At 65.0% G+C, this 13,460-nt stretch carries 17 protein-coding genes; 12 read left to right on the forward strand and 5 right to left on the reverse strand.

Translation table 11 applies throughout. The features are described from left to right. The first annotated feature begins 135 nt into the window (after positions 1-135). Entirely contained in the window at positions 136-1,311 is a 1,176-nt protein-coding gene (locus JQ633_RS07780; protein ID WP_211984932.1) for a PepSY-associated TM helix domain-containing protein, read from the forward strand. After that, a complete protein-coding gene (locus JQ633_RS07785) occupies positions 1,308-1,490 on the forward strand; it encodes a hypothetical protein (RefSeq protein WP_211984262.1) in 183 nt (60 codons plus the stop codon). Before JQ633_RS07780 ends, JQ633_RS07785 begins: the two co-directional genes overlap by 4 nt. 19 nt (positions 1,491-1,509) lie before the next feature. Here JQ633_RS07785 and JQ633_RS07790 read toward each other — a convergent pair whose 3' ends face one another. After that, positions 1,510-2,229 (reverse strand): hypothetical protein, encoded by a 720-nt coding sequence (locus JQ633_RS07790; RefSeq protein ID WP_211984264.1) that lies wholly within the window; start codon positions 2,227-2,229, stop codon positions 1,510-1,512. Positions 2,230-2,357: 128 nt separating this feature from the next. Between JQ633_RS07790 and JQ633_RS07795 the strand changes: the two genes are divergently transcribed. The 4 genes from JQ633_RS07795 (at position 2,358) to JQ633_RS07810 (ending at position 5,867) form a co-directional block, all read left to right on the forward strand. Next, complete coding sequence (locus tag JQ633_RS07795) at positions 2,358-3,305, forward strand: LysR family transcriptional regulator (protein ID WP_211984266.1); 948 nt, start codon at positions 2,358-2,360, stop codon at positions 3,303-3,305. Positions 3,306-3,441: 136 nt separating this feature from the next. Then, positions 3,442-3,675, forward strand: a complete 234-nt coding sequence (locus JQ633_RS07800; protein ID WP_211984268.1) for a DUF6894 family protein — start codon at positions 3,442-3,444, stop codon at positions 3,673-3,675. Between the two features lie 132 nt (positions 3,676-3,807). Beyond that, positions 3,808-4,836, forward strand: coding sequence for a putative zinc-binding metallopeptidase (locus JQ633_RS07805; protein ID WP_211984270.1), 1,029 nt, complete (start codon positions 3,808-3,810; stop codon positions 4,834-4,836). After that, entirely contained in the window at positions 4,833-5,867 is a 1,035-nt protein-coding gene (locus JQ633_RS07810) for a D-alanine--D-alanine ligase family protein (protein ID WP_211984272.1), read from the forward strand. Before JQ633_RS07805 ends, JQ633_RS07810 begins: the two co-directional genes overlap by 4 nt. Before the next feature lie 88 nt (positions 5,868-5,955). Here JQ633_RS07810 and JQ633_RS07815 read toward each other — a convergent pair whose 3' ends face one another. Both JQ633_RS07815 and JQ633_RS07820 read right to left on the reverse strand, forming a co-directional pair. Then, positions 5,956-6,693: an outer membrane protein gene (locus JQ633_RS07815; RefSeq protein WP_211984274.1), complete on the reverse strand. Its 738-nt coding sequence runs from the start codon at positions 6,691-6,693 to the stop codon at positions 5,956-5,958. A gap of 206 nt (positions 6,694-6,899) precedes the next feature. Continuing rightward, complete coding sequence (locus JQ633_RS07820; protein ID WP_211984276.1) at positions 6,900-7,130, reverse strand: hypothetical protein; 231 nt, start codon at positions 7,128-7,130, stop codon at positions 6,900-6,902. 238 nt (positions 7,131-7,368) lie between these two features. Between JQ633_RS07820 and JQ633_RS35165 the strand changes: the two genes are divergently transcribed. The 3 genes from JQ633_RS35165 (at position 7,369) to JQ633_RS07830 (ending at position 9,877) form a co-directional block, all read left to right on the forward strand. After that, on the forward strand, positions 7,369-7,629 hold the full coding sequence (locus tag JQ633_RS35165) for a hypothetical protein (protein WP_249159017.1): 261 nt from the start codon (positions 7,369-7,371) through the stop codon (positions 7,627-7,629). A 348-nt stretch (positions 7,630-7,977) separates the two neighbouring features. Then, entirely contained in the window at positions 7,978-8,979 is a 1,002-nt protein-coding gene (locus JQ633_RS07825; RefSeq protein WP_211984278.1) for an amino acid ABC transporter substrate-binding protein, read from the forward strand. 13 nt (positions 8,980-8,992) lie between these two features. Then, a complete protein-coding gene (locus JQ633_RS07830; RefSeq protein WP_211984281.1) occupies positions 8,993-9,877 on the forward strand; it encodes a L,D-transpeptidase in 885 nt (294 codons plus the stop codon). Between the two features lie 47 nt (positions 9,878-9,924). Here the strand turns inward: JQ633_RS07830 and JQ633_RS07835 are convergent, their stop codons facing one another. Both JQ633_RS07835 and JQ633_RS07840 read right to left on the reverse strand, forming a co-directional pair. Next, positions 9,925-10,371 carry a hypothetical protein gene (locus JQ633_RS07835; RefSeq protein ID WP_211984283.1) on the reverse strand — a complete coding sequence of 149 codons (447 nt, stop codon included), beginning with the start codon at positions 10,369-10,371 and terminating at the stop codon, positions 9,925-9,927. 30 nt (positions 10,372-10,401) lie between these two features. Continuing rightward, positions 10,402-11,199 carry an N-formylglutamate amidohydrolase gene (locus tag JQ633_RS07840; protein ID WP_211984285.1) on the reverse strand — a complete coding sequence of 266 codons (798 nt, stop codon included), beginning with the start codon at positions 11,197-11,199 and terminating at the stop codon, positions 10,402-10,404. Between the two features lie 104 nt (positions 11,200-11,303). Between JQ633_RS07840 and JQ633_RS07845 the strand changes: the two genes are divergently transcribed. Genes JQ633_RS07845 through JQ633_RS07855 form a run of 3 tightly spaced genes read left to right on the forward strand, consistent with a single transcriptional unit; the run spans position 11,304 to position 13,442 of the window. After that, positions 11,304-12,197 (forward strand): transglutaminase family protein, encoded by an 894-nt coding sequence (locus JQ633_RS07845; protein WP_211984287.1) that lies wholly within the window; start codon positions 11,304-11,306, stop codon positions 12,195-12,197. A gap of 2 nt (positions 12,198-12,199) precedes the next feature. Next, positions 12,200-13,009: a transglutaminase-like domain-containing protein gene (locus JQ633_RS07850; RefSeq protein ID WP_211984289.1), complete on the forward strand. Its 810-nt coding sequence runs from the start codon at positions 12,200-12,202 to the stop codon at positions 13,007-13,009. A 34-nt stretch (positions 13,010-13,043) separates the two neighbouring features. After that, entirely contained in the window at positions 13,044-13,442 is a 399-nt protein-coding gene (locus JQ633_RS07855) for a gamma-glutamylcyclotransferase family protein (RefSeq protein WP_211984291.1), read from the forward strand. Positions 13,443-13,460 lie beyond the last annotated feature (18 nt).

A 13,460-nucleotide genomic window follows, 5' to 3' on the forward strand; every position in this document is an offset into this window, starting at 1 on the left:
CGCCGCGCGATAAACCTGCCCTTGGACGTGTTCTAAACTGCGAAACCGCTGCGTGCGGATTCCATCATGTTAGTGACGACGCTCCAAGCCGGCCACGACGCGGCCGACGACCAGACGATTCAGGCAATTCAGTTGATTGCAACGACGACATCCCTGCGGCGCTGGGGCGCGGTTCACAAATGGACCAGCCTGATCTGTACGCTGTTCATGCTACTGCTCTGCATCACCGGCCTGCCGCTGATCTTCCACGAGCAGATCGACGAGCTGCTGCACGACCAGGTCAAGCCGGCGGAGGTGCCGGCCGGCACGCCGCGCGCCAATCTGGATCAGGTGCTGGCCAATGCGATGGCGCAGCAGCCGGGCAAGGTCCCGCACTTCCTGATCTGGGATCGCGACGATCCCAACGCGATGTTCGTCAGCGTCGGCCCCACCATCGACGCCGATCCGACCAACAACCTCCTGGTCCGGATGGATACCCACACCGGCGCCTATCTCGACGCGCCCGATTTCACCCGCCGCTTCACCTTCATCATGCTGAAGCTGCATACCGACATGTTCGCCGGCCTGCCCGGAAAACTGTTTCTCGGCCTGATGGGGATCCTGTTCTGCGTCGCGATCATCTCGGGGATCGTCGTCTACGCGCCCTCGATGCGGAAGCTGCGCTTCGGCACCTATCGCGGCCACCGCACCCGCGTCGTGCGCTGGCTCGACGTGCACAATCTCGCCGGTATCCTGCTCGTGGCCTGGACGCTGGTGGTCGGCTTCACCGGGGTGATCAACACCTGGGCCGACCTGGTGCTGAAGATGTGGCAGTTCGGCCAGCTCGCCGAGATGACCGCGCAATACCGTGACCGGCTGGTGCCGGCGAAACTGGCCTCGCTCAACGCGGCGGTGGAGGTGGCCTCGCAGGCGATGCCCGGCATGACGCCGAGCTTCGTCGCATTCCCCGGCACCACTTTCAGCAGCAAGAGCCACTACGCCGTGTTCATGCATGGCGATACCCCGCTGACCTCGCGGCTGCTCAAGCCGGCGCTGATCGATGCGGAGACCGGCAAGCTGACCGACAGCCGCGACATGCCCTGGTACGTGCTGACGCTGTTCGTGTCGCAGCCGCTGCATTTCGGCGACTATGGCGGCATGCCGCTGAAGATCGTCTGGGCGCTGCTGGATGTCCTGACCATCTTCGTCCTGGTCACCGGGCTTTATCTGTGGTGGCGCCGGCGCAAGGCCGGTGTCAGCCAGGAACGCGCCATCGCGAATGCCGCGGCCATTGACAACCCGCTCTCCGATCGTCGCGACGCCGCAGAATGATCGCGCATCGCTCATTGGGCCAAATCTTCGCGGCCCCGCTCGTCATCGCGATCCTCAGCACCTTGGGACTGATCAGCGCGCTGGTCGGAGACGGCTGGTGGGACGCTGTCTCCTGGGCGGCGCTCGGCCTGCCCGTGTTGCTGTACATCGCGTTCGTCTGGCGGCGTCGGCCCAACTGACCGGCGCCCGGCCGCCGGATCAGACCGCGAGCGGGCGCGACGCGGTCTGCCGCTCGCGCCACAGCCGGCCGAAAACGAGGATGTGGAGGGCGATGAAGATCGGTACCCCGAACAGCTGCAGGCCGAACTGGCCGGGCATGCCGCGGTGCTCCGCCCACGGTCGCACCACGGTTGCGGCGCCCACCAGCACGTTGACCATATCGACGAAGCCGATCGTGTTCCAGAGCAGCACGGCTCCGCGCACCTCGCTGCCCGACGCGGTTCGTATCGCGAGAACCATCACCATCAGTATCGTCACGGCGATGTCGCCGAGACCGGCGGAGATGGCGAAGTCGGTCGGCAGCCGGCCCACCGCGCCGGCGACCAGCAGCAGTGCGCCGAACACCGCGCGCCAGTAGAAGAAGGTCAGCAAGGATTCGAACGGGATGCCGTCGAAGATACCGCGGTTGCCGGCGGACCAGACCGCGAGAACCGGAGCCGCGATCGCAGCGAGCAGCAGGACGGGCTGAAGTCCCGGCGTCAATCCGACGAACCGACCGACGGCAGGAACATGGGTCGCAAGCAGCGCCAGTCCCGCCCAGGCGGCGAGGATCGCGCCGAGTGTTATCGGCCGGCCGTGCCGGTCAACTCCGCGTGCCGCTTCGATCGCCCGGCGCCAGAGGTCGATGGCGAAGCAGAGGACACAGGCGCTGATCACAGCGGGGATCAGGTCGAAAAGGGAAGTGCTGGGCTCGAACACGATCGCTCTCCTCTTGCCGGCGAAGCCGGGATGCGCGGCCCATTCTCGGCGCGCGGGGCGGTGACGACTACGCCGGCCGTGCTATGATCAGTCCAAACCTCAAGTTTGTAATCGCGGAGTTGTCATCCATGCCGACCGACAGCATGCGCGGAGTGCTGAGCTTCGTGAAGACGGTGTCATCAGGCAGCTTCGTCGCCGCCGCGCGCGAGCTCGGCATCACGCCGGTCGCGGTGAGCAAGAACGTCGTCCGGCTCGAGCAGGAACTCGGTGTCCGGCTGCTGCAGCGGTCGACCCGCAAGCTCGGCGTCACTCAGGAAGGGCGGCTATTCTACGAGCGCTGCGCCGATCCGCTGCGCGAGCTGGAGGACGCGCGCAGCGCGGCGCGCGAACGGGCCAGCGCCATGACCGGCGTGGTGCGCGTCACCGGGGTCGCACCGTTCACCCAGGCCTATGTGCAGCCGCTGATCGCCGCCTTCGCCAGGGTGTATCCCAATGTCGAGGTCGAGCTCGATCTCGACGACAACATCACCGACATGATCGGGCAGGGATACGACGTCGGCTTCCGCGCCGGCCGCGTCGAGCACGCCAGCGTGGTGGCGCGGCGGATCGCCATGCTGCCGTTCGTGGTGTGCGGGTCGCCCGACTATCTGGCGCGGCAGCCGCCGCCTCACGCGCCGTCTGACCTTGAGGCGCATAACTGCCTGCGACTCCGCCGCCGCGCATCCAGCCGCCTGATCGACTGGACGCTGGTCCGCGGCGAGGAACGGATCACGCCGCAGGTGCGCGGCAATTTCGTCTCCAACGACCTCACGGCGCTGATCACCGCGGCCATCCACGGCCAGGGCCTCGTCTACGCACCGTTGCCGCGGGTGCTGCCGCTGCTGCGCAGCGGCGAGCTCAAGGTCGTACTGCCGGACTGGATCTGGCCGGGCTTCGAGGTCTCGCTGCACTATCCGAGCCGCAAGGGCCTGCCGGCGCGGGTCAGGGCCTTCGTCAAATTCATGCTGGAACATCTGCGCCGGCACCCCGACCTGCAAACCGATCCGCATGCTTTGCTGGCGCCGTTTCGCGGTTAGTTGCGGGGTTCCCAGACCGGCGGCTCCACGCGTGCTCACCTTTGTGAGCGGCATCACAGATGGCATCGCTCCATCCGCGTAGGCTTCGGGTTCGTAAAGGGCGAGCCGCTCGCCCGGACGCCGCGAGGACGCGAACATGGCCCAGGTCTATTTCCACTGCTCCAACACCCAAGGTGTGTTGATGGACCGCCGCGGCACCGCCGTCGCCAGCCTCACCGAGGCGTGCGAGGCGGCGACCTGCATGATGCGATCGCTCGTCGCAACGACCAGCCTGGAAGACTGGCGCGACTGGGCCATGCATGTCAGCGACGAGAGCGGCGACGAGATCGTCATCCTGTCCTTTGCGTCCGTCGTCGGCAAGCCGCACTGAGAGAGGCGACGTCGCCGGTGCGGCACAGCCGGCGCAGCCAGCGGCACGCCGCGAAAGCCCGGCGATGGTTGCCATCTGTGACCAACATATGACACCATCCGGAGGTCGCGTTGTCATGGTTCCTGGAGGCGCATGCCGCAGCGGAAATTTGCCTGGGAGAAGCTGTCGGATGCGCAGTTGCTTGAGCAGCGCCTCAGCAGTCTGAGGGTTGCGGTCGAAGGCACCTGGCTCGAGGATTGCCTCGCCACGCTGCATGAAGAGCTCGATGAGCGCGGCATCCGGCTGCGGCCGCACGCGTGGATATCGAGCGAGTGGTTCAGTCCGGCGAATGTGCCCGGCATCGCCATCCCGTTCTATCTCGCCCATCCCCGCCTGATGAAGCTCGAGAAGAAGATGATGCTCGACGTCGAGGGCGGTACCTGGTCGCAATGCATGGCCATTCTCCGTCATGAGGCGGGCCATGCCGTGCAGCACGGCTACCAGTTGCAACGCCGCCGGCGCTGGCAGCAGCTGTTCGGCCCGTCCTCGAAACATTATCCACGCTACTACCGGCCCAATCCGGCCAGCCGGAGCTATGTCCAGCATCTTCGGCTCTGGTACGCGCAGAGCCATCCGGACGAGGATTTCGCCGAGACCTTCGCGGTGTGGCTGCGGCCGCGCTCGAACTGGCGGACGCGCTATGCCGGCTGGCCGGCGCTGAAGAAGCTCGAATATGTCGACGAGCTGATGGGCGAGATCGCAGGCAAGCGGCCGCCGCTGATGAACCGCGACCGCGTCGATCCGCTGCACACCCTCAGCCAGACGATCGGCGAACACTACAAGAAGAAGCAGGCGTTCTACGCCTTCAATCCGCCGAAGACCTACGACCGCGACCTGTCGCGGCTGTTCTCCGCCGATCCCCGGCATCTGCGGTCGCCGTCGGCGGCGGCGTTCATCCGGCGCCACCGTGCACGAATCCGCGAACTGGTCGCGCAGTGGACCGGCGAGAACCAGCTGACGCTCGATGCGGTGCTCGACGACATGATCTCGCGCTGCCGCGAGCTCAATCTGCGCGCCGTCGGCCCCGAGCAGAAGCTCGTCACCAACTTCACCATCCTGCTGACCGCCAAGACCATGCACGCGCTGTTCGGTCCGTCGCGGCGGAAATGGATCGCGCTATGAGGCGGCTTCGCATTCTCGTGCTGATGCACCCCGACTTCGTACCGCCGGATTCGAGCGACGGCTACTCCGCGCAGGAGATCAACTCGTGGAAGACCGAATACGACGTCGTCAGCACCTTGCGCGCGGCCGGCCACGAGGTGCGTCCGCTCGGCGTCCAGGAGGAAATCAAGCCGGTGCGCGAGGCGATCGACGACTTCAAGCCGCACGTGGTGTTCACCCTGCTGGAGGAGTTCCACTACGAGGTGGTGTATGACCAGCACATCGCGAGCTTCCTCGAGCTGATGCGGATTCCCTACACCGGATGCAATCCGCGCGGCCTGATCCTGGCGCGCGGCAAGGATCTGTCCAAGGCGCTGGTGCACCATCGCCGGATCGCGGTGCCGGCCTTCGCGGTGTTTCCGATGCGCCGCAAGGTCAAGCGGCCGGCGCGGCTGGCGCTGCCGCTGATCGTCAAGAGCCTCCATCTCGACGGCTCGTTCGGCATCTCGCAGGCGTCGATCGTCGATAGCGACGAGAAGCTCGCCGAGCGCGTTGCCTTCATCCACGAGCGGATCGGCACCGCCGCGATCGCCGAGCAATATATCGAGGGACGCGAACTCTATGTCGGCGTCCTCGGCAACAACCGGCTGCGCGCGCTGCCGGTCTGGGAATTGCAGTTCGGCAGCATGGGCGGCCAGCGCGCGCGCCGCATCGCCACCGAAAAGGCCAAGCACGATCCGAGTTACCAGGAGCGCGTCGGCATCGTCGATGGGCCCGCGAAGGACCTCGCACCGGAACTCGCCGCGCGGATCCAGCACACCGCAAAGCGCATCTACCGGGCACTGGGTCTGGACGGCTACGCGCGCATCGACTTCCGCCTCACCGCCGACGGCACCGCGTATTTCATCGAGGCCAATCCCAATCCCGAGATCGCGAAGAGCCAGGAGTTCGCGACGGCGGCGCAGCATGACGGGTTCAAATACCCGGATCTGCTGCAGCGGATCGTGGCCCTCGGTATCAGCCGCGCAAAGGCCGGCGTGTCGCTGGGCTGAGACCGCACGAGCCGGGGTTCGCAGGATCGTCGCGCAAAAAAAAGGCCCGGCAAAGCTGCCGGGCCCACGTTACGTAAGTTCTGGAAGGTCAGTATCTCGCGACGACCGGTCCGCCGAAGCGATAGTTCAGGCGTACCGTCACCATATCCACGTCCTGGCTGATGCGGTTCGCCGCGCCGGCCACGATGGGATTGACGACCGAGAATGAGTTGTTTGCATCGCCCATGAAGAGGTGGTCGTACTCGAGCCCGATCGTCCAGTTCGGCGTGAACCCGTAGTCGAAGCCGACGCCCACGGCGCCACCCCAACGGGTCGATGACGCCGACGCCACGCCGACGCCGCCGATCGTGGTAAAGATGTCGTAGCGGTTGCTGGTGACGGCTGCACCGCCCTTGACGTAGAGCAGGAAGGCGTCCCACGCCCAGCCGAGCTGGCCGGTGATCAGGCCGATCCCGTCGGTCTTGGTCGTGGTCGAGAACCGCGGATCGATCAGGCTGAGGCGCGAGCTTTTCAGATCAGCCCAATCGCCCTGGCCTTCGACACCGAACACGAACTGGCCGGTCTGCCAGCGATAGCCGATCTGTCCGCCGGCGACGCCGCCGGAACGTGTGCTGCAGCCGTCGGCCACGACGGCACCGACAACGGGGATGAAGTCCCAGCAGGAGCGGCTCTGAGCCCAGCCGCCATTCGCACCGATATAGAAACCGGTCCAGTTGTAGACTGGCGGAGGAAGCGGTGCAGGTACGGCCTTGACGGCCATGTCGGCTGCCAGCGCAGGCGTCGCGATGCCCAGCATCACGGCAGCGGAAAGCAGAAATTTCTTCATGGAATAATCTCCCCAGTCTCTTCGCATCAGTGGTGAACAGCTACGCATTCCGTTCGCCCAATCGGGGCTACGATCGAAGACTAGATGCAGGTCGCGATAAGCCCCGTGCCAAAATGGCAACACTCAAGGGCAATCGTACGTTGGCCTGCTGCTTCTATGCACTTTGTGCCAGCCAAGGCTGGTGGCGCGTTCCGCCGGGGCCGGCCTCACTGTTCGACCAGCCAATCGGCCATGTGCTGCGACAGGATCAACTGCTTGGGGAGGTGCGGATTGATGGTGCCGGCAAACACCACCAGCCCTTCATCCAGTTTTGTCCGCGCGAATGCCTTGGCTTCCGCTTCGGTTGCAAACGTCCGTGTCTCGCGAGGGCTGCGCGCCCTTCGATTCAGCAGCCCGCGCGGGCGAAGTTCGAACGTGACATACCAGTTGGCCGACACCGCGACACCGGGGCTAACGGACAGCCCAAACGACACAGCATCGGGCCATGAGTCGCGCTTTGATCTCGATCAAGCGGTTTACGGCCGTAGAACTACGGGCCAAGGGCTCGGTGCGCTTGGCAACCGATTGACTCAGGTCAAGGCCGACCCGCCTTGCCGGAGGCTTGATCGACGAGCGGGAAGGCCGAGCCAACGGCTTGTCCGGCATTCCATGACAGTCTGATCCGAGGAGGGAGTCATGCAGAAGCTTCGATGGTCACTGACGTTCGCCGGTGTGGCGCTCAGCACGGCACTTGGATTCGTTGGGGCTACGGTCACCAGCAAGCCCGCCAGTGCCGTAATCTACTGCCAATACGTCGGTTACCCCGTGGGCTGCGTCGCGAGGGCCGGCGTGGTGCTGAGGCCGCGCCCGGTTGCACGTGCGGCCGCGCGCGAAGCGGTCCGGCCGGGAACGCCAATGAACCGCGGCGGGCCGGTCAACCGCGTCGGGCGCCGCTGACGTCATCTCGGATGTCCTGATGTTGCGAGCCTGCGCGCAAGCGGCGATGTCGCAAGCGACTGCGAACTTGATCGATGTTTCCGGATGCCGGGCTGCGACCTTCCGCATTTCCGGCGGGCTTGGCAATCACCGGCGGCCTGTGGTCAAATATCTCCGTGAGACTCAATGGGCGTCGCGGCGATGAACCGTCTTTCGCGTTGATCCGTATCACGGGCGCGTTTTTCGGCGTGGCGGTTTTTCGAGGTCGCAATGGCTCGACACAGTCACCCGCTCCCCCGCACATCATCGATGCGCCGCAACTGACTCCGGGACAACATGCCTCATCACATCAAACGCTCGTTCGCGCTCATGGCGGCATTGCTCGTGGCCGCGTTCGTTGCAGGCGGCCCGATGGCGCGCGCGCAAACGCTCGCTGCGGTCAAGGAACGCGGCGTGCTCAAATGCGGCATCGGCCAGGGCCTGCTGGGCTTTTCCAGTCGCGACGGGCAGAACAACTGGAGCGGATTTGACGTCGATATCTGCAGGGCGGTCGCTGCCGCGATCTTTGGCGATCCCGGCAAGGTGACGTTCATGTCGCTCGATGCCGGCAGCCGCTTCTCGGCGTTGCAATCCGGCGAGATCGATATGCTGTCGCGCAACTCGACCTGGACGATGTCGCGCGAGACCTCGCTCGGTCTGTTGTTCGCCGGCGTCGCCTACTACGACGGCCAGGGGTTCCTGCTGCGCCGCGAGGCCGGAATCGATACGGCACTGCAACTCGGCGGCAAGACGGTCTGCACGCAAAAGGGCACCACGACCGAACTCAATCTGTCGGATTACTTCCGCGCCAACGATATGCCGGTGACCGTCCTTGCGCTCGGCACCGCTGACGAAACCCGCGCGGCCTATGAGCAGCGCAAATGCGATGTGCTGACCAGCGACGTTTCGCAGCTTTATGCCGAGCGGCTCAAGCTTGCTGCGCCCGATGGCCACGTCATCCTGCCGGAGGTCATCTCCAAGGAACCGCTCGGGCCGGTGGTGCGGCAGGGCGACGACCAGTGGTTCAACCTCGTCAAGTGGACGCTCTATGCGCTGATCAACGCCGAAGAGCTCGGCGTCAAATCGACGACGATCGACGACGCGCTGAAATCGTCGAGCCCCGGCATCCGCCGCCTGGTCGGCAGCGAGGACGAGTTCGGCCGGCAACTCGGGCTCGGGCAGGATTGGGCCGCGCGCGCGGTTCGCGCGGTCGGCAATTACGGCGAGATCTTCGAGAGGAACGTTGGAACCCAGAGCCGCCTCAGCATCCCGCGCGGACTGAATGCGCTGTGGACGCGGGGTGGAATCCTGTACGCTCCTCCGGTCAGATAGTCCGAGGTGACCCATGGACGTCGATTATTATGGGCTGTTGACGAGGGCCGTCGCGGGCAAGGATGCCGCGGGGCGCGACAGGATCTACCACGAGGCCTTGGGCCTCATCACAAGATCGACGCACCTCACGCCTGAGGCCGCAGCGTCGCACACCGCCGCGCTCGAAGACGCGGTCCAGCGGATCGAGGATGAACTGGCTGCCGACGAAGCGAAACACGCGGCCGAGATCGACGCGGTGTTGTCGACGAAAGGAAGCCGCCGGCCGGCGATCATCGCCGCCTGCGCGGTCGTTGTCGCCATCGCGGTGTCGGCGGTGGTCTTTTATTGGCAGTTCGCAGGCAAAAGGCCTGTCGCCGGCGGCATGACGGCATCGGCGTCAAAGGCGACGCGGGGCCAGCAGGAAGTCGTCATGGGTGACCTGAAGGCAGGCGTCGATGGCGGCTCCTCCGGCGAAGGCCTGCCGTTCGCGCTGCAGCGGCAGGTGGTGTTCTATCGCACCACGGTCGCGGCAGGCTCCATCGTCGTCGATCGCGAAAGCCGCTTTCTCTATCTGATCGACTCGAACAATTCGGCGCGCCGCTACGGCATCGGCATTGCGGGAGAGTGCCTGAAGGGCGGCAACCTGTCGCGTGTCACGAACAAGCTTGAATGGCCCGACTGGAAGGCGCCCAGTGCAGACATCAAGGACGCTCTGCTGGCATCGGCCGGGCGCCCCGGCAGCCTGCTGGGCGCACGCGCGTTGCTGCTCGACAAGCCGGGCCTGCTGATCCACGGCACGAATTCGCCGAAGACCATCGGCCATCTCGTCGCTACCGGATGCATCCGGCTGGTCAATGACGACGTCGAGGACCTGTATCGGCGAGTGTCGGTGGAGACGCGGGTGGTATTCGTCAGCTAGGTCCAGGCTGACCAGGCTTGGTCGATCGCGCGGAAAATCGTCGGTACTCAGAATGTCGGCGGATAGACGATGACGCGCTCGAATTCGTCGTTCTCAAGGTTGATTCGTTTCCAGCCTCGCAACGGAAACTCATGATGAAAACCGTCGTGGTCGGAGCCGACCACGCTTAACTCGACTTGCTTTGGGCAGTCCCTCGGCGAGTCGACCTCCAGCTCGAACGGCGTCGGGAACGTCATATTGCTATTTTGAATCCTGAACGACTGGAACCTCGTCGTCACCTTGTGGCCGTTCTCCTCGATGATCTCATCGAGCGAGAAGAACAGCAGCTCTTGCGGAACGGCTTGAAAGAGCAGCTTGGGGCTGTCGTTCGGCACAAGCTCTCCCCGCAGCGTCGTCTTGCAAGCCGCAAGTGCGGTCGTCGACATTGACGTCAGGACACATGCTGTCACCAAAGCGAACAGCGTGGTCGAGGTTACGAGAGGCATGTCGTTCACAGCGGAATCCTGCAATCGATCAGCAAGCGGCTAGATCTTCGCCTCCTTGCGCAGCGTGACCTCGATCTCGCCGAGGATACGCGCCAGCCGCTCGGCCCATGCGGTCTCGCCGGCCTGGTCGGAGATCAGGTCCTGGCGGATCTCGATGCCGGAGTTCATCAGGCCGCGCCTCTCGCCGTGCACGGGGATCGTGTAGTCGGTCTCGTCGCTCACGGCATACGGCTCGTTGTCGCCGACCACGAGATCGCCCTCGCGGCGCAGCTGCTGCAGCAGCAGCGGCGGCAGCACCGTGTCGCGGTGATAGAGCGTGCCGATGTGCCAGGGCCGCGCGATGCCGGCGTAGACCGGCGTGAAGCTGTGCATCGACACCAGCACCGTCGGCATGCCTTCGCGCAGCCGTCGCTCGATGATCTCGTCGATGCGGCGGTGATAGGGATCGAAGATCTGCGCGCGGCGCAGCTCGGCGTCCTCGCGCGTCAGGCCTTCATTGCCGGGCACGGTGGTCGCCTCGCTGATCAGCGGGATCGAGCTTGCGACATGCGGCGGACGGTTGCAGTCGATCACCAGCCGCGAATAGCGCTGCGCGACCAGATGAGCATCGAGTCGGTCCGCGAGCATCGTCGCGACGCCGGCGATGCCGATGTCCCAGGCGATGTGGCGGGTGAGCTCGCTCTCGGGCAGGCCGAGGTCGCCGAGCGGCGAGGGGATCAGCCGGCCGTAATGATCGCAGGTGAACAGGAACGGCGAGCGGCCGCCGGAATTATGTTCGAGAACCGGTAACGTATCGGTGTTTGCGAGCAGGACGGATGGACCACCGGCGTAATTCAACGGCCTTTTTCCTCAACTTTGCCTATTCAGGCGGCACGCTGATCTGGAATCGAGCAGAGCCCTCTATAGATTATCTCATCCAGAATCACGATGATTGTTTGACGATGCCGCTGCTGACCATCCATCACAAGACCGTTTACCGCTACACCCACCCGGTGGCGTTTGGCGAGCACCGCGTCATGCTGCGCCCGCGCGACGGCCATGATCTGCGCGTGCTCGCGAGCGAGCTTTTGATCGATCCGCAGCCAATGTCGCTGCGCTGGATCCACGACGTGTTCGGGAACAGTGTGGCGATCGCGACCTTCGACGAGCGCGCCGACACGCTGTCGATCGTGTCGACGGCGACCGTGCAGCACAATCCGGTCGGAAGCTTCGCGCTGACGCCGGATGATCCGGCCTATTTCTATCCGTTCCTCTACGACGACGAGGAATTTCCTGATCTGCAGCAGTTCATCACGCCGCAATACGGCGATCCGAACGGCGAATTGTCGGCCTGGGCGCTGCGCTTCCTCGACGCCGATGCGCCGACGCCGACCTTCAACATCCTGAGCGGCATGACCCACCGTATCCGCGAGAGCTTCCGCTATCGCAAGCGGCACGAGCAGGGTACCCAGCATCCGCTCGAAACGCTGCAGACGAAGTCCGGCACCTGCCGCGACTACGCGCTGTTCATGATCGAGGCGCTGCGCCGGCTCGGCATCGCGGCACGCTTCGTCTCCGGTTATCTGGCGATGCCGTCGGACGGCGCGCAGGGCTATGTCGGCGGCGGCTCGACCCATGCGTGGGTGCAGGTCTATCTGCCGAGCGCGGGCTGGATCGAGTTCGATCCGACCAACGGCATCGTCGGCACGCGCGACCTGATCCGCGTCGCGGTCGCCCGCGATCCGCGCCAGGCGATCCCGCTGCATGGCACTTATCTCGGCCCGGCGGACGCCTTTGTCCGGATGGATGTCGACGTCGACGTGGTTTCGGCCGGCGCTGAACGGGAGACCGCCTGACGATGCAGATCAAGGTCGGCTTCGAGATCACCTACACGGCTGCGCAGCCGACGCCGATGGTGATCATGTTGTCGATCCACCCCTCGCGCTACGCCGACATCGTCGGCACTGAGGAGATCGCGACCGAGCCGAACGTCCCGATCGGCTTCTATCGCGACGGCTTCGGCAATGTGTGCGGCCGGCTGGTCGCGCCCGCCGGCGGCGTCACCTTCCGCGGCAGCGCGCTGGTGCGCGATTCCGGCTTGCCTGACGTCGTCAATCCGGCGGCGCAGCAGGTCGCGATCGAGCAATTGCCCGACGACATGATGCTCTATCTGATGCCGAGCCGCTATTGCGAGACCGACAAGCTGACCGACATTGCCTGGTCGCTGTTCGGCACCACGCCGCCCGGCTGGGCGCGCGTGCAGGCGATCACGGATTTCGTGCACCATCATGTCAGCTTCGGCTATCAGCACGCCCATCACATGAAGTCGGCGCATGACGTCTATGAGAGCCGCACCGGCGTGTGCCGGGATTTCGCGCATCTGGCGCTCACCTTCTGCCGCTGCATGGGCATTCCGGCGCGCTATTGCACAGGCTATCTCGGCGACATCGGCGTGCCGCCGGACCCCGCGCCGATGGATTTCTCCGGCTGGTTCGAAGTCTATCTGTCCGGCCAGTGGTACACGTTCGACGCCCGCCACAACGTTCCCAGGATCGGCCGCATCCTGATGGCGACCGGCCGCGACGCCGCCGACGTCGCCCTCTCCACGAGTTTCGGCCGGATGACGCTGGCGAAGTTCGTGGTGATGACGGATGAGGTGGAGGGCTAGCGCGTTCCGCAATTCTCTGTCATTCCGGGTAACAATGACCTCCGACCTTCTCTTCGTCTACGGCACGTTGATGCGCGGCTTCGACCACCCGATGGCCAAGCTGCTGTCGGCCAATGCCGACTTCGTTGGCGCGGCGCAATGCCGCGGCCGGCTCTTTCTCGTGAAGCACTATCCGGGCCTGGTGCTGTCGGACGATCCCGCCGACATCGTGCACGGCGAGTTGTTCCGGCTTCGCGCCCGCGATGCCATGCTCGGCGAATTCGACATGTATGAGGCCTGCGGCGAGGGCTTCCCGCCGCCGACTGAATATGTCCGCCAGATGATGCAGGTCACGCTTGCCGACGGCAGCGTGCGCGAGGCGTGGACTTATCTCTACAACTGGCCGGTGACCGATTTGCCGCTGATCGCGTCGGGACGGTTTCTCGAGCACTAGCGCCGCCAACGCAGATCG

Source organism: Bradyrhizobium tropiciagri, assembly GCF_018130505.1.
GTDB lineage: Bacteria > Pseudomonadota > Alphaproteobacteria > Rhizobiales > Xanthobacteraceae > Bradyrhizobium > Bradyrhizobium tropiciagri_B.

What these genes read in the sequence shown, in the direction of transcription:
- JQ633_RS07850 (WP_211984289.1), top strand. Translation starts at nt 12,200, where the DNA reads ATGCAGATCAAGGTCGGCTTCGAGATCACCTACACGGCTGCGCAGCCG.
- JQ633_RS07795 (WP_211984266.1), top strand. Translation starts at nt 2,358, where the DNA reads ATGCCGACCGACAGCATGCGCGGAGTGCTGAGCTTCGTGAAGACGGTG.
- JQ633_RS07830 (WP_211984281.1), top strand. Translation starts at nt 8,993, where the DNA reads ATGGACGTCGATTATTATGGGCTGTTGACGAGGGCCGTCGCGGGCAAG.
- JQ633_RS07810 (WP_211984272.1), top strand. Translation starts at nt 4,833, where the DNA reads ATGAGGCGGCTTCGCATTCTCGTGCTGATGCACCCCGACTTCGTACCG.
- JQ633_RS07800 (WP_211984268.1), top strand. Translation starts at nt 3,442, where the DNA reads ATGGCCCAGGTCTATTTCCACTGCTCCAACACCCAAGGTGTGTTGATG.
- JQ633_RS35165 (WP_249159017.1), top strand. Translation starts at nt 7,369, where the DNA reads ATGCAGAAGCTTCGATGGTCACTGACGTTCGCCGGTGTGGCGCTCAGC.
- JQ633_RS07785 (WP_211984262.1), top strand. Translation starts at nt 1,308, where the DNA reads ATGATCGCGCATCGCTCATTGGGCCAAATCTTCGCGGCCCCGCTCGTC.
- JQ633_RS07845 (WP_211984287.1), top strand. Translation starts at nt 11,304, where the DNA reads ATGCCGCTGCTGACCATCCATCACAAGACCGTTTACCGCTACACCCAC.
- JQ633_RS07825 (WP_211984278.1), top strand. Translation starts at nt 7,978, where the DNA reads ATGGCGGCATTGCTCGTGGCCGCGTTCGTTGCAGGCGGCCCGATGGCG.
- JQ633_RS07815 (WP_211984274.1), bottom strand. Translation starts at nt 6,693, where the DNA reads ATGAAGAAATTTCTGCTTTCCGCTGCCGTGATGCTGGGCATCGCGACG.
- JQ633_RS07805 (WP_211984270.1), top strand. Translation starts at nt 3,808, where the DNA reads ATGCCGCAGCGGAAATTTGCCTGGGAGAAGCTGTCGGATGCGCAGTTG.
- JQ633_RS07855 (WP_211984291.1), top strand. Translation starts at nt 13,044, where the DNA reads ATGACCTCCGACCTTCTCTTCGTCTACGGCACGTTGATGCGCGGCTTC.